17 protein-coding genes are annotated in these 18,342 nt (G+C 68.3%); 4 read left to right on the forward strand and 13 right to left on the reverse strand.

Annotated features, from left to right (window positions below; all coding sequences use genetic code 11):
* Positions 1-6 precede the first annotated feature (6 nt).
* Complete coding sequence (locus tag LR948_RS07885) at positions 7-975, forward strand: Gfo/Idh/MocA family protein (protein WP_232753447.1); 969 nt, start codon at positions 7-9, stop codon at positions 973-975.
* A 216-nt stretch (positions 976-1,191) separates the two neighbouring features.
* On the opposite strand, the gene phaZ is transcribed toward LR948_RS07885, so the two are convergent.
* Positions 1,192-2,502 (reverse strand): polyhydroxyalkanoate depolymerase, encoded by a 1,311-nt coding sequence (gene phaZ / locus LR948_RS07890; protein ID WP_232753448.1) that lies wholly within the window; start codon positions 2,500-2,502, stop codon positions 1,192-1,194.
* Positions 2,503-2,600: 98 nt separating this feature from the next.
* Between phaZ and LR948_RS07895 the strand changes: the two genes are divergently transcribed.
* The 3 genes from LR948_RS07895 (at position 2,601) to phaR (ending at position 5,817) form a co-directional block, all read left to right on the forward strand.
* Positions 2,601-4,406, forward strand: a complete 1,806-nt coding sequence (locus LR948_RS07895) for an alpha/beta hydrolase (protein ID WP_232753449.1) — start codon at positions 2,601-2,603, stop codon at positions 4,404-4,406.
* 159 nt (positions 4,407-4,565) lie between these two features.
* Positions 4,566-5,027: a phasin family protein gene (locus LR948_RS07900; protein WP_232753450.1), complete on the forward strand. Its 462-nt coding sequence runs from the start codon at positions 4,566-4,568 to the stop codon at positions 5,025-5,027.
* Positions 5,028-5,196: 169 nt separating this feature from the next.
* Complete coding sequence (phaR, locus tag LR948_RS07905) at positions 5,197-5,817, forward strand: polyhydroxyalkanoate synthesis repressor PhaR (RefSeq protein ID WP_232753451.1); 621 nt, start codon at positions 5,197-5,199, stop codon at positions 5,815-5,817.
* A 10-nt stretch (positions 5,818-5,827) separates the two neighbouring features.
* Here phaR and LR948_RS07910 read toward each other — a convergent pair whose 3' ends face one another.
* The 12 genes from LR948_RS07910 to rlmJ form a co-directional block, all read right to left on the reverse strand.
* Positions 5,828-7,018 carry a DegT/DnrJ/EryC1/StrS aminotransferase family protein gene (locus LR948_RS07910; protein WP_232753452.1) on the reverse strand — a complete coding sequence of 397 codons (1,191 nt, stop codon included), beginning with the start codon at positions 7,016-7,018 and terminating at the stop codon, positions 5,828-5,830.
* Positions 7,019-7,116: 98 nt separating this feature from the next.
* Positions 7,117-8,421 carry an FAD-binding oxidoreductase gene (locus LR948_RS07915; RefSeq protein ID WP_232753453.1) on the reverse strand — a complete coding sequence of 435 codons (1,305 nt, stop codon included), beginning with the start codon at positions 8,419-8,421 and terminating at the stop codon, positions 7,117-7,119.
* 96 nt (positions 8,422-8,517) lie between these two features.
* On the reverse strand, positions 8,518-9,879 hold the full coding sequence (locus LR948_RS07920; RefSeq protein ID WP_232753454.1) for a glutamine synthetase family protein: 1,362 nt from the start codon (positions 9,877-9,879) through the stop codon (positions 8,518-8,520).
* A complete protein-coding gene (locus LR948_RS07925) occupies positions 9,876-10,562 on the reverse strand; it encodes a type 1 glutamine amidotransferase (protein WP_232753455.1) in 687 nt (228 codons plus the stop codon). The genes LR948_RS07920 and LR948_RS07925 overlap by 4 nt, the downstream gene beginning before the upstream one ends.
* A gap of 60 nt (positions 10,563-10,622) precedes the next feature.
* The gene (locus LR948_RS07930; RefSeq protein ID WP_232753569.1) at positions 10,623-11,957 is read right to left on the reverse strand and encodes a glutamine synthetase family protein; all 1,335 of its coding nucleotides are present in this window, start codon (positions 11,955-11,957) and stop codon (positions 10,623-10,625) included.
* Between the two features lie 694 nt (positions 11,958-12,651).
* Positions 12,652-13,458, reverse strand: coding sequence for an ABC transporter permease (locus LR948_RS07935; protein WP_232753456.1), 807 nt, complete (start codon positions 13,456-13,458; stop codon positions 12,652-12,654).
* Positions 13,459-13,642: 184 nt separating this feature from the next.
* Positions 13,643-14,524, reverse strand: coding sequence for an ABC transporter permease (locus LR948_RS07940; RefSeq protein WP_232753457.1), 882 nt, complete (start codon positions 14,522-14,524; stop codon positions 13,643-13,645).
* 92 nt (positions 14,525-14,616) lie between these two features.
* Positions 14,617-15,345, reverse strand: a complete 729-nt coding sequence (locus LR948_RS07945) for a transporter substrate-binding domain-containing protein (RefSeq protein ID WP_232753458.1) — start codon at positions 15,343-15,345, stop codon at positions 14,617-14,619.
* A gap of 30 nt (positions 15,346-15,375) precedes the next feature.
* Positions 15,376-16,152, reverse strand: coding sequence for an ATP-binding cassette domain-containing protein (locus tag LR948_RS07950; RefSeq protein WP_232753459.1), 777 nt, complete (start codon positions 16,150-16,152; stop codon positions 15,376-15,378).
* Positions 16,153-16,287: 135 nt separating this feature from the next.
* Positions 16,288-16,734, reverse strand: coding sequence for a TerB family tellurite resistance protein (locus tag LR948_RS07955; protein WP_232753460.1), 447 nt, complete (start codon positions 16,732-16,734; stop codon positions 16,288-16,290).
* A gap of 60 nt (positions 16,735-16,794) precedes the next feature.
* Positions 16,795-17,202: a hypothetical protein gene (locus tag LR948_RS07960; RefSeq protein ID WP_232753461.1), complete on the reverse strand. Its 408-nt coding sequence runs from the start codon at positions 17,200-17,202 to the stop codon at positions 16,795-16,797.
* 346 nt (positions 17,203-17,548) lie between these two features.
* Entirely contained in the window at positions 17,549-18,319 is a 771-nt protein-coding gene (gene rlmJ / locus LR948_RS07965) for a 23S rRNA (adenine(2030)-N(6))-methyltransferase RlmJ (RefSeq protein WP_232753462.1), read from the reverse strand.
* Between the last annotated feature and the right edge of the window lie 23 nt (positions 18,320-18,342).

Consider the following 18,342-nt stretch of genomic DNA (forward strand, 5'->3'; position numbering starts at 1 on the left):
TCGGTCATGGCATATCTCAGATGGGGCATTCTCGGCGCCGCGCGCTTCGCGCGCGAGAAGATGGGCCCGGCGATCCACGCGGGCCGGGGTGGAGCGCTGACGGCGCTGGCCACCTCCTCGCCCGAGAAGGTCGCGCCCTTCGAGGCGCTCGCCCTGGGGTTGCGGGTGCATCACGACTACGAGGCGCTTCTGGCCGATCCCGAGATTGACGCGGTCTATATCCCGCTGCCGAACGCCATGCATGTGGAATGGACGCAGAAGGCGCTTGCCGCGGGCAAGCATGTGCTCTGCGAGAAGCCGCTGGCCATGGCCGCCGAGGAGATCGACGCGCTGATCGCGGCGCGGGATGCCTCGGGGCTCCTGGCCGCCGAAGCCTACATGATCGTGCACCACCCCCAGTGGCAGCGCGCCCGCGAGATCCTGCAGTCGGGCGAGATCGGCCCCCTGCGCGAGGTCGGCGCGCAGTTCTCCTTCTTCAACGACGACCTCGCCAACATCCGCAACAAGCCCGAGGAGGGCGGCGGCGCGCTGCCCGACATCGGCGTCTACATCTTCGGCGCGGCGCGTTTCGTCACCGGCGAGGAGCCCGAGGCCATCCTCTCGGCCGATCTCGACTGGCAGAACGGCGTCGACACCCGCGCGCATGTGACCGCGCGCTTCCCGTCGTTCCACTACCAGGGTTATGTCTCGACCCGCATGGCGCCCTTCCAGCGCATGACCTTCCACGGCGAGGCGGGCGTGATGACGCTGGAGGCGCCCTTCAACGCGCAGGCCTACGGCGAGGCGCGGATCACGCTGGAGCTGGGCCAGGGTATCCGCCGCGAGGAGCGCTTTCCGGCGGCGCAGCATTACACGCTGCAGGTTGAGGCCTTCAACGCGGCGGTGCTGGAAGGCAGGCCCTATCCCTGGACGCTGGAGGACGCCAAGGGCACGCAGCGGATGCTCGACATGACCTACGCGAAGGCGCGGGGCTAAGGCGCGCGGCGGGCTCGGACAGGCGCGACCTCGGACAGGCGCGACGGGGCAGAGCGCCGGGCTCGCCCGCGCCCGGCCGCGCACCCGCGCCCGGCCCGAGGCCGCAACACCGGGCCGAACCGCGCAGCGCGCGGCGGGCTCAGCTCACACTGTCAGGAAAAATGCCCAAAAACCGGGCAGGGCGGGGGCGGCGTCCAAGTGCCGCCCCCTCAGCCGTCAGGACAGGTTCACCACCTGCGCGCTTTTCTGCGTGCCGGACTTGGCCGCCTTGGCGCTGGTCTTGGCGGTGCGCGAGGCGTCGGAATTGGCGTCGATGAACTCCAGCACCAGGGGCCGGATGTTGTTGCGCCACTTGCCGCCCGCGAAGATACCGTAATGGCCCGCGCCGGGCTCGAGGTGGCTGGCCTTCATCTCGTCCGGCAGCCCGGTCAGAAGGTCCAGCGCGGCCACGCATTGGCCGGGGGCCGAGATGTCGTCATTCGCGCCCTCGACGGTCTTCACCGCGACATTGGTGATTTTGCCGATGTCCACGGGCTTGCCCTCGATGGTGAAGGCGTTCTTGGCGATCTCGCATTCCTTGAAGATGCGCTGCACGGTCGAGAGGTAGAACTCCGCCGGCATGTCCATCACCGCCAGGTATTCGTCGTAGAACTTGTTGTGGCGGTCATGCTCGGAGGCCTCGCCCCGCGCGGCGCGCAGGATCTGGTCCGAGAAGGCCTTGGCATGGGTGTCGGCGTTCATCGCCATGAAGGACGACAGCTGCAGCAGCCCCGGGTAGACCCGCCGGCCGACGCCCTTGTAGCGGAAGCCCACGCGCTGGCACATCGCCTCTTCGAGCTGGCCCATGGTGACCCGGGCGCCGAAGTCGGTCACCTCGGTCGGGGCCGCGTCGGGGTCGATCGGCCCGCCGATCAGCGTCAGCGTGCGGGGCTGCGCCTCGGGGTCTTCCTCGGCCAGATAGGCGGTCGCGGCCAGCGTCAGCGGCGCTGGCTGGCAGACCGCGATCACATGGGTGTCGGGGCCCAGCTCGCGCATGTAGTCGACCAGGTAGAGGGTGTAATCCTCCACGTCGAACTTGCCCGCGCTGACGGGAATGTCCCTCGCATTGTGCCAATCGGTCACGTAGACTTCGCAATTGGTGATCAGGCTTTTGACGGTAGAGCGGAGGAGCGTCGCGTAATGGCCCGACATGGGAGCCACCAGAAGGATCTTGCGGGGCTGTTCCTCGCGGCCGACCACGTTGAAGTGGATCAGGTCGCCGAAGGGCCGCTCCAGCACGGTCCGCACCTCGACCAGGTGGTCCTTGCCGTCGTCGCAGGAAATGCTGTCGATGCCCCAGTCGGGCTTTGCGATCATCCGCTCGAAGGTGCGTTCGGTGACCTCGCCCCAGGCTTCGACCCATCGAATCGCCGGGTTCGGGATCAGCGCCAGCCCGGGGAAGGACGCCATGGTGCGCGCGGTGGCACCGATCCACTGGTTGGTGTTTCGCACCGTCTCCATCATGTCGTAGAGAGCCATGTGACGCATAAGTCGTCTCCTATCGCCAATACCCGGCGAGCAAATGGCACGATCGCCGCCCGCAATGGTATTGCTGCACGGCAGAAAGCTAGGGGGTATCCCGTAGGATGACAACCGAGACGTTTGACCAGCCGCAGAATCTGGAAAAATTCAATCAGAACCTCGCCCGCGTGGAGGAACTGTCGCAACGGCTGATCGCCGCGATGACCAAGCGCAAGCCGCTGGACACCTCGCTGCAGGGCCCCGACCAGGAGCTCTATGCCAAGGCGATGACCGGCTATTGGCAGGCCTGGATGCAGAACCCTGCCAAGGTGATCGAACACCAGATCTCCTATTGGGGCGACACGGTGAAACATTTCGTCGAGGCGCAGCAGGCGCTGGCCTCGGGGCAGCTCAAGGCGCCCGAGGATCCCGGTCCCAAGGACAAGCGCTTCGCCAATCCGCTCTGGGACACGCATCCCTATTTCAACTTCATCAAGCAGCAATACCTGATCAATTCCAAGGCGCTCGAACAGGCGGTCGCCGACATCGACGACATGGACCCCAAGGAAAAGCGCCGGCTGAGCTATTTCGCGCGGCAGATCGTCGACATGATGGCGCCGACGAATTTCCTCTCGACCAACCCCGACGCGCTGGAAAAGGCCATCGAGACCGAGGGCGAAAGCCTGGTGAAGGGGCTCGAGAACCTGATTTCCGACCTCGAGGCCAACAACGGCGAGCTGGTGGTGAAACTGGCCGACGAAGAGGCCTTCAAGATCGGCGAGAACATCGCCACCGCCGAGGGCGAGGTGGTCTACCGCAACCGGATGATGGAGATCATCCAGTATGCGCCCACCACCGAGAAGGTGAAGGAAACGCCGATCGTGCTGTTTCCGCCCTGGATCAACAAGTTCTACATCCTCGACCTGCGCGAGCAGAACAGCTTCATCCGCTGGGTGGTCGACCAGGGCTACACGCTCTTCGTGGTGAGCTGGGTGAACCCCGACCACGACTACAGCGACGTGGGCCTCGACACCTACATCGAGGAGGGCTTCCTGACCGCGATCGAGGAAGTGAAGGCGATCACCAACCAGAAGCGGATCAACGCGATCGGCTACTGCATCGCGGGCACCACGCTGTCGCTGACCCTGTCGCTCCTGAAGCAGCGCAAGGACAACTCGATCAAATCGGCGACCTTCTTCACGACGCTGACCGATTTCTCCGACCAGGGGGAGTTCACGCCCTTCCTGCAGGACGATTTCGTCGACGGCATCGAGGACGAGGTGAAGCGCACGGGCGTGCTGCGCTCCTTCATCATGGCGCGCACCTTCTCCTTCCTGCGCTCGAACGACCTGGTCTACCGCCCGGCGATCCAGAGCTACATGATGGGCGAGACGCCGCCCGCCTTCGACCTGCTCTACTGGAACGGCGACGGCTCGAACCTGCCCGCGCGCATGGCGGTGCAATACCTGCGCGACCTCTGCCAGGCCAATACCTTCGCCGGGGGTGAGGGCATCGAGCTTCTGGGCGAGACGCTGAAGATCGAGGACGTGGACGTGCCGCTCATGTCCATTGCCTGCGAGACCGACCATATCGCCGCCTGGAAGGACTGCTTCCGGGGCGTGACGCTCATGGGCTCAAAGGATCGTAGCTTCGTCCTGGCGGAATCGGGCCATATCGCGGGCATCGTGAACCCGCCGGTGAAGAATAAATACGGCTACTACCTGAACGACGACTTCCGCGGCACGCCCGAGGAATGGCAGGCCGGGGCCGAGCATCACAAGGGCTCCTGGTGGCCGGTCTGGGAGGCCTGGATCGGAAAGCGCTCGGGCCGCTGGATCAACGCGCGCGCGCCCGGCGATTCGGAGCATCCCTCGCTCGGGAAGGCGCCCGGAACCTATGTCACCGCCAAGGCCCGCGAAATCGAACCCTGATTTCGCAGCACAGGCAGGGCCTTAGCATACAGTCGCCAGTTTTTTGCTGCACCGCGGCAAAAATCCTTGAAATGCTGCGGCGCAGCACGCATATTCCTGTGCAGATGCAGAAAACGCGGTGAGGTGGGCTCACCGGAAGATGCATGAAAGGATTTTGAGATGGCTACCAAGCAGCAGCAAGACTTCACTGCGATGATGAAAGACATGATGGGCGCGTTCCCGGTCGACACCAAGGCGATGGAAGACGCCTTCAAGACCCAGGCGACCCTGAACGAGAAGCTCTCGGGCGTGGCTCTGGAAGCTGCCGAGAAGTCGACCGAGCTCTCCGCCAAGTGGACCAAGGACACCCTGACCAAGATGGGCGACCTCTCCAAGGCGAAGGCCGAGCCGGCCGACTACGCCAAGGCGATGACCGACTTCGCATCGGCCCAGGCCGAAGTGACTGCCGAGCACATGGCCGCCTTCGCCGAGATCGCGAAGAAGGTCCAGATGGACACCGTCGAGCTGATGATGGCCGCCGGCAAGGACATCACCGAAGACGCATCGGCCGCCATGAAGAAGGCCACTTCGGACATGACCGCCAACGCCAAGAAGGCAACCACCGCCGCCGCCTCCAAGTAAGGCGTCAGCGACACAAGGATCGGCGCGCGGCACTCCTCCCTTCGTCGTGCGCACTTCCTGGGCGGGCCGATCGGCCCGCCCTTTTTCGTCTGCGGGGACCAGAGGACACTTGCCCATTTCCTAAGCAAGGTCTTAGGGTTTCTGCACCGCAGATATGGGGAGGCCCAGAGTGTCGAATTCGGAAAAGCCGCTGCTTATCAAGCGTTACGCCTCTCGGCGGCTCTACAACACCGAGACCAGCGACTATGTCACGCTCGAGGACATCGCCGGCTTCATCCGCGACGGACGCGAGGTTCAGATCGTCGATCTGAAATCCGGCGACGACCTGACGCGGCAGTATCTGCTGCAGATCATCGCCGAACACGAAAGCCGCGGTGAAAGCGTCCTGCCGATCAACGTGCTGAACGACCTGGTGCGCAGCTACACCACGCAGGCGACCTCGATGGTGCCGCAGTTCCTGGCCCAGAGCTTCGAGATGTTCCGCGACAGCCAGTCGAAATGGGTGGAGAACATGAACGCCATGAACCCCATGGCGAAGATGCCCGGCTTCGAGGCGATGCAGGCGCAGCAGGAGGCCTTCATGAAGGCCATGACCCAGGGCGGGCCCGGGGGCACCGGCCCGCGCGCGCCGGGCGCCGAAGAGGCCCCGGGGCAGGGCGGCGGCACCGCCAAGGCCAAGCCCGCGCCGCGGCGCGGCGCAGAGCCGCCCACCGAGTCCGCCGAGGACATCGAGGCGCTGAAGAAAGAGTTCGCCGAGCTTCAGGCCAAGCTCGCCAAGTTCGGCAAATAAGGCGCGGGGCTCAGGTCCCGTAGGCGCGGGCCGGGGCCATGGCGGCCTCTGCCGCGCCGATCAGCGCCTCGGCCACCGCCGTGCATTGATCGAGCGTCAGCCGCGCCGGCAGCCGCGTGTCGCAGGCCCGCATCAGCATGGCGCGGGTGCGCGGCAGCTCGGGCATCTCGGGCAGGAATTGCCAGTTCCAGAAGGCCCGCGCGTTGTCGGCGCTGCGCCCGAAGACCTGCACCTTGACCCCGGCCTCCGCCGCCGCGGCGGTGAAGGCGTCGACATCCGCGTCGCTCATGCCGACGAGGTTGAACTGCAGCGAATCCGGCGCGCGCATCTCGGGGGCCAGCTTGCGCGGCACCTCGAACCAGGGCGTCTCGGCAAGGCGCGCGGCGACATGGTCGTGGTTGCGCCGCCCGTCGGCGACCCGGCGCGGCAGCTCGGCCAGCTGCGGGCGGATCACCGCCGCGGAGAGGTTCGAGAGCCGCAGGTTGTAGAGCGGCAGCTTGTTCTGCCAGCGCGCGAAGGGCTCGGTCAGCAGCCCGTGTTTCTTCCAGTTGGTCTCATAGGCGCCCGACATGATCACCGCGCGGGCGATCAGCTCGGCGTCGTCGGTGACCAGAAGTCCGCCTTCGCCGGCGTTCAGGAGCTTGTAGCTCTGGAAGCTGAAGCAGCCGATGCGGCCGAGCGTGCCGATGTTGCGCCCCGCCCAGGTGGTGCCGAGGCTGTGCGCGGCATCCTCGACCACCGGCACGCCGTGGCGGTCGGCGATCGCGAGGATGGCGTCCATGTCCGAGGTATGGCCGCGCATGTGGCTGATTATCACCGCCGAGACGGTGGCGATCTTGGCCTCGAAATCGGCCAGGTCGACGCGGTAGTCGCTGCCGACCTCGCAGAGGACCGGCAGGCAGTCGGCGTGCAGCACCGCCGAAGGCACCGCGGCGAAGGTGAAGCCCGGGATCAGCACCCGCGCGTCGCGCGGCAGGCCCAGGGTCTTCAGGGAGAGGAACAGCGCGGCCGAGCAGCTCGAGACGGCCAGCGCGTAGCGGCAGCCGAGGGTCGCCGCGAACTCCTGCTCGAGCCGCGTCACCGGGCTGTCGGCGCTGCCGTGATACCGGAACAGGTCGCCGCTTGCGAAAAGCCGGTCGACCTCGGCGCGGGCCGCCTCGGGGATCGGCTCGGCGTCGTGCATTTCCGGAATGCCGCTCATTGAGGCCTCCTCCTGTCGCGCTCGGGCCAGTGTTACTTGCTGGGCTGCGGGTCGCCAAGCGCTAAGGTGCCGCGCCGCGCGGGCTGCGCACCTGTGCCTCAGAGCCCGAGGCGATCGCGCAACGCATACCAGCTCATGGCCAGCACCAGGAGCGGCGCGCGCAGGGCGCTGCCGCCCGGGAAACGCGGCGTTGGCAGGCGCGCCATGGTGTCGAAGCCCTCGGCCTCGCCGGCGATGGCGCGGGCCATGAGAAGCCCCGCATGGGTCGCCGTGCCGACCCCGTGGCCGGAATAGCCCGAGGCCGAGAGCACCCGCTTCCCGGGCCGCGCGAGATGCGGCAGCCGCTTCATGGTGATCGCCAGCGTGCCGCCCCAGGCATGGGTCAGCGGCACATCGGCGAGATGCGGGAAGATCTCGAGCATCGGCTTTGAGACCAGCGCGCGGATGTCGGCGGGGAAGCGGTAGCCGTAGCTTTCGCCGCCCCCGAAAAGCAGCCGCCCGTCGGAGCTGAGCCGGAAGTAGTTCACCACGAAACGATCGTCGGCCACCGCCACGTCGCGGGGCAGCACCTCGGCGGTGCGCGCGCCGAGCGGCTCGGTCGCGACGATGAAATTGTTGATCGGCATGACCCGCGCGGCGACCCGGGGCGCGAGCCCGCCGAGATAGCCGTTGGCCGCCAGCACGACGTGTTCGGCGGTGACCCTGCCGCCGCGGGTGCTGACCGTCGCGGGCGCGCCGTCGCTGACGCCGGTGACCTCGGTGCCCTCGTGCAGCCGCACCCCGGCCTTGAGGCAGGCCGCCCGCAGCCCCAGCGCGTATTTCAGCGGGTGCAGATGCGCGGCGTCGTGGTCGATCACCCCGCCGCGATAGGCCGGCGAGGCGCAGGCCGCGCGCCAACCGTCGCCCGCGAGCGGCTCCAGCGCGTCGTAGCCGTAGCGCGCCTGCATGTGCTCGGCGTGCGCGAAGGCCTCGCGCAGCCCGCGCGCGTCCGAGACCGCCTCGGCCACGCCGGGGCGCAGTTCGCAATCGATGCCGTGGCGCGCGATCAGATCCTTGACCAGCGCCTTGGCCTCCTGGCCGAGCTCCCAGTAGGCGCCGGCCTCGCCGGCGCCCAGCATCTTCTCGAGCGCCATCTGGTCGACCCGCTGGCCCGAGCCGAGCTGCCCGCCGTTCCGCCCCGAGGCGCCGAAGCCCGCCCGGTGCGCCTCGATGAGCACCACGTCGCGGCCCATCTCGGCCAGGTGCAGCGCCGCCGAAAGCCCGGTGTAGCCGGCGCCCACGACGCAGACATCAGCCTTGGTGTCGCCCTGAAGGGCCGGGGCAGGCTCGGGCAGGGGGGCGGTCTCGGCGTAGAAGCTGGCCGGGTAGCGGCCCTGGGTGTCGTTGGCGTAAAGCAGGTTCACGGGCGGCGATGCCTTCTCAGATGGTCGGGCCGAGGGGCGGGGCGGCGCCGGGCGCGCCGTGGCCCCGGCGCCGGGCGGCACACCGGCCCCCAAGCCTCAGACGTTCAACAGCAGGTGCTCGCGCTCCCAGGGGCTGATGACCTGCAGGAATTCCTCGTATTCGGCGCGTTTCACGATGGTATAGACCCGCGCGAACTCGGGCCCGAGCGCGGCATGCAGCGCCTCGGCCCCGTCGAAAAGCTCCAGCGCCTGGCCCAGCACGCGGGGGATGTCGCCTTCGCCTTCGTAAGCGTCCCCCTTGAACTGCTTCGAGGGCCAGGCCTCCTCGGTCAGGCCGAGGTAGCCGCAGGCCAGCGAGGCGGCGATGCCGAGGTAGGGGTTGCAGTCCATGCCCGCCAGGCGGTTCTCGATCCGCCGGCTCTCGGGGCCCGACAGCGGGATGCGGATGCCGGTGGTGCGGTTGTCGCGCCCCCATTCGAGGTTGATCGGCGCGGCATGGTCGCGGACGTAACGCCGGTAGGAGTTCACGTAAGGTGCCAGCACCGCGATGGCCGCGGGCAGATGGCGTTGCAGCCCGCCGATGAAGTTGAAGAAGGCGTCGGTCTCGCCGCCCTGCGGGCCCGAGAAGATCGACTTGCCGGTCTCGATGTCGTTCACCGAGTGGTGGATGTGCATGGCCGAGCCCGGCTCCACCGCGATCGGCTTGGCCATGAAGGTGGCGAAGCAGTTGTGGCGCAGCGCCGCCTCGCGGATCAGCCGCTTGAAGTAGAAGACCTCGTCGGCCAGCTTCACCGGGTCGCCGTGGCGCAGGTTGATCTCGAGTTGCCCGGCGCCGCCTTCCTGGGTGATGCCGTCGATCTCGAAGCCCTGGGCCTCGGCGAAGTCGTAGATGTCGTCGATCACCGGGCCGAACTCGTCCACGGCGGTCATCGAATAGGCCTGGCGCGCGGCGGCGGGGCGCCCGGTGCGGCCCATCATCGGCTCGATGTCCTTGGCCGGATCGGTGTTGCGGGCGACCAGGTAGAACTCCATCTCGGGGGCCACAACCGGCTGCCAGCCCTTCTTGTGGTAAAGGTCCACCACCCGGCGCAGCACGTTGCGCGGCGCGAAGGGGATCGGGCGGTCCTTGCGGTCGTAGGCGTCGTGGATCACCTGCAGCGTCCAGTCGCCGGTCCAGGGCGCCGCCGAGGCGGTCGACATGTCGGGCTTCAGGATCATGTCGCGCTCGATGAAGCCCTCTTCCTCGTCGGCGGCCTCGCCCCAGTCGCCGGTGATCGTCTGGTAGAAGATCGAGTCGGGCAGGTGGAAGGTCTTCTGCCGCGCGAATTTCGAGGCCGGCACCGCCTTGCCCCGGGCGATGCCGGGAATGTCGGAGATGATGCATTCCACCTCGTCGAGGCGGCGCCCCTCGAGGTAGTCGCGCGCCGCCTGCGGCAGGCCGTCGGTCCAGTCGCTCATGCCTCGACCCTCCCGCCGCGGAAGACCCGGTCGAACTGGTCGGCCAGCTCGGCGCTGTCGAGCCGCCCGCCGAGGCTGCCGCGCGCGGCCTCGAGCTGGTCGTCAGGCACCACGCCCGGCCCGCGGCTCTCGATCAGGCCCTGGATGAAGGCGTCGTCGAACTCGGGGTGCGGCTGCACGGTGTAGATGTGATCGCCATAGGCCAGCGCCGCATGGGCGCAGAAGTCGCTCTTGGCCAGGGTGCGGGCGCCCTCGGGCACCTCGACCACCTGGTCCTGGTGCCAGGCGTGGATGCGGCGCGTGCCCTCGGGGAAGCTGTAGTCCTGGGCGCCGACCGACCAGCCGCCGGCGAATTTCTCGACCCGGCCGCCCAGGGCCTGGGCGATGATCTGATGGCCGAAGCAGACACCCACGAGCGGCCGCCCGCTGTCGCGGATGGCGCGGATCAGCTCTTCCAGCGGCGGGATCCAGGGGTGATCCTCGTAGGCGCCGTGGCGCGAGCCGGTGATCAGCCAGCCCTTCGCGTCCTCGGGGCCTTGGGGGAAGTCGTTCTCGACGACGCTCCAGGTCTGGAAGCTGTGGCCCTTGGGGGCCAGGAGCGCCTCGAACATGTCCTTGTACTGGCCATGCTCCGGGGCCAGCTCGCTGGGGACGAGGCCGGTTTGCAGGATGCCGATCTTCATGGTTCACCGCGTTCAGGGAATGGGGCGGATGCTAGGTCGCAGCCGCGTCGGGGGCAAGCGTCAGACGGTGTCGAGATAGATCTCCACCTGTTCCTTGGGCGAGAGCTCGGCCATGTAGTGGCGCTCCTGCTTCTTGGTCAGCAGGTAGTTGCGGATCAGCTCGGCCGGGAAGATCCGCGGCATGATCTCGCTCTGCTCGAAGCGGGTGATCGCATCGGCCCAGTTGTCGGGCATGTGCTCGAGCTCCAGCGCATAGGCGTTGCCGGTGATCGGCTCGGGCGGGTCGATGGCGTCCTCGATGCCGTTGAAGGCCGCGCCGAGGATCGCCGCGAGCGAGAGATAGGGGTTCACGTCGCCGCCCGAGACGCGGTGCTCGATCCGCCGGGCCGCGGGCGCGCCCGAGGGCACCCGCAGCGCCGCGGTGCGGTTCTCATAGGCCCAGCAAAGCCCGGTCGGCGCATGGGCGCCCGGCACCAGCCGGTCGTAGGAGTTGAGATGCGGCGCGAAGATCAGCGCGCTGTCGGACATCGCCGCGAGACAGCCCTGGATCGCATGGCGCAGGGTCTCGGTGCCGCGCGGGCCGCCGTCGTCGAAGATGTTGCGCCCGGCGGCGTCGAGCACCGAGAAATGCGCGTGCATGCCCGAGCCCGAGTAGTCCTCGTAGGGTTTGGCCATGAAGGAGGCGGCAAAGCCGTGGCTGCGCGCCAGCCCCTTGACCAGCATCTTGAAGAACCAGGCGTCATCGGCGGCGCGCAAGGCGTCGTCGCCATGCATGAGGTTGATCTCGAACTGCCCGAGCCCGGCCTCGGAGATCGCCGTGTCGGCGGGAATGTCCATGGCCTCGCAGGCGTCGTAGAGATCGGTGAAGAAGCTGTCGAAGGCGTCGAGCGCGCGGATCGACATGGTCTCGGCGGCCTTGCGCCGTTTGCCCGAGCGCGGCGAGATCGGCACCTCGAGGGTGCGGCCGGAGTCGTCGATCAGGAAGAATTCGAGCTCCACCGCGACCACCGGGGTCAGCCCGCGCGCCTTGTAGCGGTCGAGCACCGCGCGCAGCGCGTGGCGCGGGTCGCCGTCATAGGGCCGGCCGTCCTCGCGGAACATCCAGATCGGCAGAAGCGCGGTCGGCGCCTCGAGCCAGGGCATGGGCAGGAAGCCGCGCTCGGTCGGGAAGAGGACGCCGTCGCGGTCGCCGCTCTCGAAGACCAGCGGGCTGTCGTCGATGTCCTCGCCCCAGATGTCGAGGTTGAGCACCGAGACCGGGAAGCGGGTGCCGTTCTCGACCACCTTATCGGCGAAGCGCGAGGGCACCCGCTTGCCGCGCGGCTGACCGTTGAGGTCGCAGGCGGCGACGCGGATGGTGCGGATCTGGGGGTGTTTCCGCAGGTAGTTCTTCATTTGCAGCGAGGACATTGGGGGACCGTGGATAATTTGATCAAAATCTTGCACGGCCCGTCGGGCGAGGCAAGGGGGCGTGTTTTTTGGGGTGTGGGGTGGAGGGCTGGCCCACGCCGGGCATAGATGTCTGTGCCTGCGATTGGACTGGGCGTCTATGCCTTGGGGATGGCTAATTGCCGGTGGCCTGCTGGAGGTAGGTTGGCCTTACCGCGCAGGAGGCTCGGTGATCCTGACCTTCGGACGGCAAGAAGGCCATACTGCGCGCAGTGCAACGTACCCCTGCCACCCAACAATCCCCCGCAACAGAGGGCGCGCGCCGGACCGGGGGCCGGCGCTACTGACCTTGGGGCTATGCGCTTTATTTCCGCAAGGTCAGGGCTGGCTGCGAGCTATACACGCCATCCCAAGGAGCGCCGGCCCAAGGGGCCGGTCCGGCGCGCGCCCGGCACCTTCGGTGCTATTCGGGCGCAAGGGGGCGCGCGGGGTGTGGGTGGGGGCGGCTGGCCGCAGGTTGGTGACAATGGGCGAGATTGGTTGAGCGGGGGGCGAGAGCGTCTATTGGGGGCTTGGGCACAAATTGGATGCTGGTGCTCGGAACCGTCGCGGCGCAATCCTCACCAGCTCACCAGCTCACCAGCTCACCAGCTGCACCACACCACACCTCCCTCAGCCCGCGCAGCCCAAGCCCCACACCTCACCGGATCAGGTTCATCCGCAGCTTCAGCCGGCTCCGCCGCCCGCTCGGCAGGTGGCGGTTCAGCCGCCGGTTCACGGCGCCGAAAAGCCCGATGATCACCAGGGTCAGCAGGATGAAATAGCCCGCCAGGATCGGGTAGGGCACGAAGGGGTTGAAGGTCTTGTCCGCGAAGTAATTCGCGTAATAGAGCGCGTCGCCCTTCTGCTGCCAGGCGGGAAAGCCCGAGAAGAAGACCAGCGTGGTCGCGTGGAACAGGAAGATCGCCTCGTTGGTATAGGCGGGCCAGGCCAGCCGCAGCATGGTCGGCCAGACGATCCGCCGGAAGCGCGGCGTGCCCGAGAGCCCGTAGGCATCGGCGGCCTCGAGGTCGCCCTTGGGTACCGACAGAAGCGCGCCGTAGAAGATCTCGCCGGAATAGGCGGCGGTGTTCAGGAACAGCACGATCGTCGCCCCGAGCCAGGCCGAGGAGAGCGGATCGAAGAAGGGCGCCACCGGTTTCAGCGCCAGGAAGCTGAAGTAGGCGAAGAAGAACTGGATGAAGAGCGGCGAGCCCCGGAAGACGAAGATGAACCACTCCGAGGGCTTGCGGATCAGCGGGTTGGGCGAGGCCTTGCCCACCGCCACGGCGGTGGCGAGGAAGAAGCCCAGGCTCAGCGCCACGATGCCGAAATAGACGTTCCAGATCAGCCCCGAGCCGATCAGCGTGAACTGCTGGCAGAGGGTGAAATCCGTGCGCGGCAGGAGCCGCTCGCCGATGCCGACCGACCGCAGCCCGTAGTCGAGGATGGTGTCGATGCAGCTCATGCCGAGGGGCCTTTCGCGGCGGTGCGGGGATGAAGGGTGAGTGCTTCAGAGAGGGCCGGAGCGGCGCGCAGCGCGGGCCCTTCGCCGGCGTGGGCCGCGGGGCGCGCCGCTCCGCAGCCAGCCCAAGCCGCCCGCACCTCAACCGGGCCCAGCCCCCGGACGCCGATACCAGTCACACCAACCCTCATGCGCCGGCCTTTCTCTGGGCCTCGCCCGCCAGCGTCGCCTGGCCGCGCGTCAGCCGCGCCATGATCCGGTCGAGCACCACTTCGGAGACCCGGGTGAAGGCCAGGTAGAAAACCAGGAGCGCCAGGAAATACCACATCCGCCAGTCGCCATGGGGATAGTCGGTGAAGCGCGGCGTCTTGGCCGCGCCCAGCTCGCGGGCCCAGTAGACGATGTCTTCGATGCCCAGGAGGAACAGCAAGGGCGTCGCCTTGATCAGCACCATCCAGAGGTTCGACAGCCCGGGCAGCGCATAGACCCACATCTGCGGCACCAGGATGCGCCAGAAGGTCTGCCGCGGCGAGAGCCCGTAAGCCTCGGCGGTCTCGATCTGGGCATGCGGCACCGCGCGCATCGCGCCGTACAGCACATTGGCCGCGAAGGCGCCGAAGACGATGGCGAAGGTCAGCACCGCGACGAAGAAGCCGTAGGTCTCATGCACCCATTGCGGCGAGGTCGAGAGCGGCAGCTTGGCCTCGGCGCAGACGATGAAATCCGAGCCCTGGCGGATCGGCTCGTCCCAGTCGGGGCATTTGACCTGGTGGCGCAGCCATTCGAAGGCCTGGTCGAGCGCGATCACGAAGAACAGGAAGAAGGCGATGTCCGGCACGCCGCGCACCACCGCGATATAGCCGCGCCCGAACCAGGACAGCGGCCAGATCCGCGAGCGCGCCGCCGTGGCCCCGCCGAAGCCGAACAGGAGCGCCGTCGGCGCGGTAATCGCCAGGAGCAGAAGCACCGTCCCGACCGAGATATACAGCGAGATGTGCTTGCCCGTGGTCAGGTAGCACATGAGCCAGCTGAGGCCCTCGAGCACGCTCGGATCGGCGCAGGTCGGCATGACGTCTTCGGCTCGCTTGCGGGGGGTGGAGAAAACGGATCCGGGCGGGGCGGCGCGCGGCCTCTCCCCGCCCGGAGGATGGTCTCAGCGGATCAGAACTTCGGGCTGTCCGCGCCGAGCCACTTCACGATCAGCTCGTTCAGCGTGCCGTCGTCCTTCATCGACTGGATCGCAGCGTCGAAGGTCTCGCGCATCTCGGGATCGCTCTCGCGGAAGGCCATGCCGATGCCGCCGCCGAGCGGGATGTCCTCGCCCACGAAGGTCATGTTGGCGTTTTCCTCGACCAGCGGGATCAGGAAGTCCTTGTCGGCCATGACCGCATCGGCCTCGCCCGACATGACCGCCGCGATGGTCTCGTCCGGGGAGGGGAACTCGAGCAGGGTCGCGCCCGATTCGGCGATATGCGCGGCCTGGATGGTGCCGGTCTGCGCTGCCACGACGCCGCCTTCGATGTCGGCATCCGCGGAAAGCGCGGCAAAGGCCGAGGGCGAGGGCGGGGTGTAGTTCTGGGTGAAGTCCACCACCTCGTCACGCTCGGGCGTGATCGACATGCCGGCGATGATCGCGTCGTAGTTGCCCGATACGAGGTTGGGGATGATCGAATCCCAGTCGTTGGTCACCCACTCGCAGGTCATCTCGGCGCGGGCGCAAAGCTCGTCGCCCAGCTCGCGCTCGAAGCCCGCGACCTCGCCGTTGTCGTCGAGGAAGTTGTACGGAGGGTAGGCGCCCTCGGTGCCGAGCCGCACGACCGAATGGCTGGCCGCAAAGGCCGTGGCGGCCGAAAGGGTAAGCACCGCGGTGCCCAGAAGAAGCGATTTCATTGCTGTATCTCCCTGATGTTCAGCGATGGGTCAGTCCTGCATGGTGGAGCTCAGAAAGCCCCGCAGCCTCTCGGATTTGGGCGCGCCGAAAAGCGCGTCCGGGGGGCCTTCTTCTTCGATGAGCCCCTGATGAAGGAACACGACGTGGTCGGACACGTCACGTGCCATTTTCATGTCATGCGTCACGATCAGCATGGTCCGCCCCTCGGCGGCCAGGTCGCGGATCACCCGCACCACCTCCTGTTCGAGCTCGGGATCGAGCGCCGATGTCGGCTCGTCGAACAGAAGCGCCTCGGGTTCCATGCAGAGCGCGCGCGCGATGGCCGCGCGCTGCTGCTGCCCGCCCGAGAGCTGGGCGGGGTAGGCCTCGGTCTTGTCGCCGATGCCGACCTTCTCGAGGTAGCCGCGGGCGGCGGCCTCGACCTCGGCGCGGGGGCGGCCGAGCACGGTCAGCGGCGCCTCCATGACGTTCTGCAGGATGGTCATATGGGACCAGAGATTGAACTGCTGGAAGACCATCGAAAGATTGGTGCGGATGCGCAGCACCTGGCGGTTGTCGGCGGGCCGGCGGTCGTGGCCGCCGCCGCGCCAGCGCACCGGCTCGTCCTTGAAGAGGATCTCGCCCTCCTGGCTGTCCTCGAGCAGGTTGGCGCAGCGCAAAAGCGTCGACTTGCCGGAGCCCGAGGAGCCGATCAGCGACACGACATCGCCGCGGCGCGCCTCGATGTCGACGCCCTTGAGCACTTCCAGCGCGCCATAGGCCTTGTGCAGGTTGCGGATCGCGATGACGGGCGGCTGTTCGGTCACGGGGCTCTACGGGTCCTCGGCTGCGTCGGGTTGGCGCCGAAGATGGCTGAAACTGCCAAGGCTTTGCAACGCGAAAGCCGCGCCCCGGGCACTCCGGGGTGCGGTTGACCCAAGGTCAGGCGGCTTTTGCGCCCTTCAGCCGGTGCGCGCGGCCTGGGCGCGCTGCCGGGCGCGGGCGCTGTCGGGGTCGCTGATGCCCAGGAGATTCGCGACCATCCGCAGGAGCGAATCCTCCTCGGCGTCGCGTTTGCCGTCGGCCAGCACCACCGACCAGAGCGCCTCGACGACCTGGATCCGGTGCTCGTAGGGCACCGCGTCCTTGATCGCGCGGGTGAAGCGCACGGTGTCCGGGGCCTCGGCCTCGAGCGCCTCGGCATCGGCGCGCAGCGCGCCCGCGGCCTCGGGGTCGAGCCCGTAGCGGGTGGCGAGGATGCGGTCGATCCGCTGCGCCTCGTCGGCGTCGAAATGGCCATCGGCGCGGGCGACGCGGACGAGCAGCGCCGTGAGCGCCAGCCGGGCGTCGCCGTCATCGAGCGGGGCAGGGTCGGGGCGGACCAGGCGGGAGAGGAAATCGCTGAACATGGGGCGAAGATAATCGCTTGGCGCGCGGATGCCAGCCCGGGGTCGCGGAGGCGCCCGCGATCAGAGGCTGTGGGTCGGCACCGCCTCGAGCCCGAAGCGGGCGCTGAGGGTGCGCAGGACCGCCGGCGAGCCCGCGGGATGGCGGCTCAGCTCCTCGGTCATGCAATCGGCCAGGAGCCGGCGCTCGCCCTCTGGCACATGGGCGACGATCAGCTGCGAGAGCCGCTCGCCCGAGGAGACCGCCGCGGCCACCGCCTCGCAGGCGGCGCGCATCTCCGAGGCCTCGCGGCGGGTCAGGTCGAAGCGGCGCGCGAAGATCGTGTCGAGCTCGGGCCCCTTCAGCATGTCGCGCGGCAGGCTCTTGCGCGCGGCATCCACCGCCAGCGCGCCCAGCGCAAGCGGGGTGTCGGCGGGGTCGAGCCACGCCGCATGAGGGGCATTCAGCCAGAGGACCAGGCGCTTCGACATCGGTTCTCCCGCAGGGCTGCGGTGGCGGTTGAGCAACATTGACCACGCGCCGCCTATGGGGCGGCACGTCACTCGGCACCCAATCGAGCGTGGCGAAGCGCAGGGCGCTTGTCTACGGGAAATGCGAATATGTTCGCCCGTGGAGCGGGTGCCCGCTGTGCTCGGGCAGGGCGGGGCGCTGCGGGGGGCTTGGGCGGGGGTGGCCGCGCCGGAGGGCGGGTGCCTTGCGGGCGCTGCGGGGGCATGTGCAGGGGGCTGCTGTCGCGGCAGGCGAGCCTCGCTGGGCGCTGCGGGAGGTCATATGCGGGAGGCTGCCGCCCCGGCGGGCCGGTGCCTCGCGCCCCCGTCAGCCCGCCTGCACCTCAATCAGCCCGGTGATCTCCGCCGCCGCCTCGGCCAGGCCGTAGGGCGGGTTCACCACGAACATCCCCGAGCCGACCATGGCATGCCCCGGCCGCGCCGGAGGAAAGCCCACCTCGGAGAGGAGCGCCTCGGGGAACGCGCGCCGCAGCGCCCCGGTCATCTCGACATGCCGGGCGTCGCGCAGGATCGGATACCAGAGCGCCAGGATGCCCACGTTCCAGGCCTTGGCGAGCCGGGTGAAATGGCGCGGGACGGCGGCGTAATCGGCCTTCACCTCGTAGGAGGGATCGCAGAGCAGGAGCCCCCGGCGCGGGGTCGGCGGGGTGAGGCTCTGGGCCAGTTCGAAGCCGTCCTGCCGGTAGACGCGCGCGCGCCGGACGGCCCGGGTCAGCGCCGCCTGTTCGCCGGGGTGCAGCTCGGCCAGGTGCAGGCTGTCGCCGGCGCGCAGGAGCTCCTCGGCGATCAAGGGCGAGCCCGGGTAGGCGCGGGCCCCGTGGCGGGCGCGCACGGCGGCGAGCGCCCGGGCCAGCGCATGGCCCTCGGGCAGCGCAAGCCGGTCGACGCCCGCGGCGGCCTCGCCGGTCTTCCGCGCCTCGGCGCTGTCGAGATCGTAGAGCCCGCGCCCGGCGTGGGTCTCGATGTAGCTCAGCGGTTTGTCCTTCCGCGTGAGGTAGTCGAGCATCGCGGCCAGAAGCCCGTGCTTGTGCAGATCGGCCAGGTTCCCGGCGTGATAGGCGTGTTGATACGACAGCATGGCCCGCGCCTTAGCGGCTTGTC

Source organism: Roseivivax sp. GX 12232, assembly GCF_021272185.1.
Classification (GTDB): domain Bacteria; phylum Pseudomonadota; class Alphaproteobacteria; order Rhodobacterales; family Rhodobacteraceae; genus Roseivivax.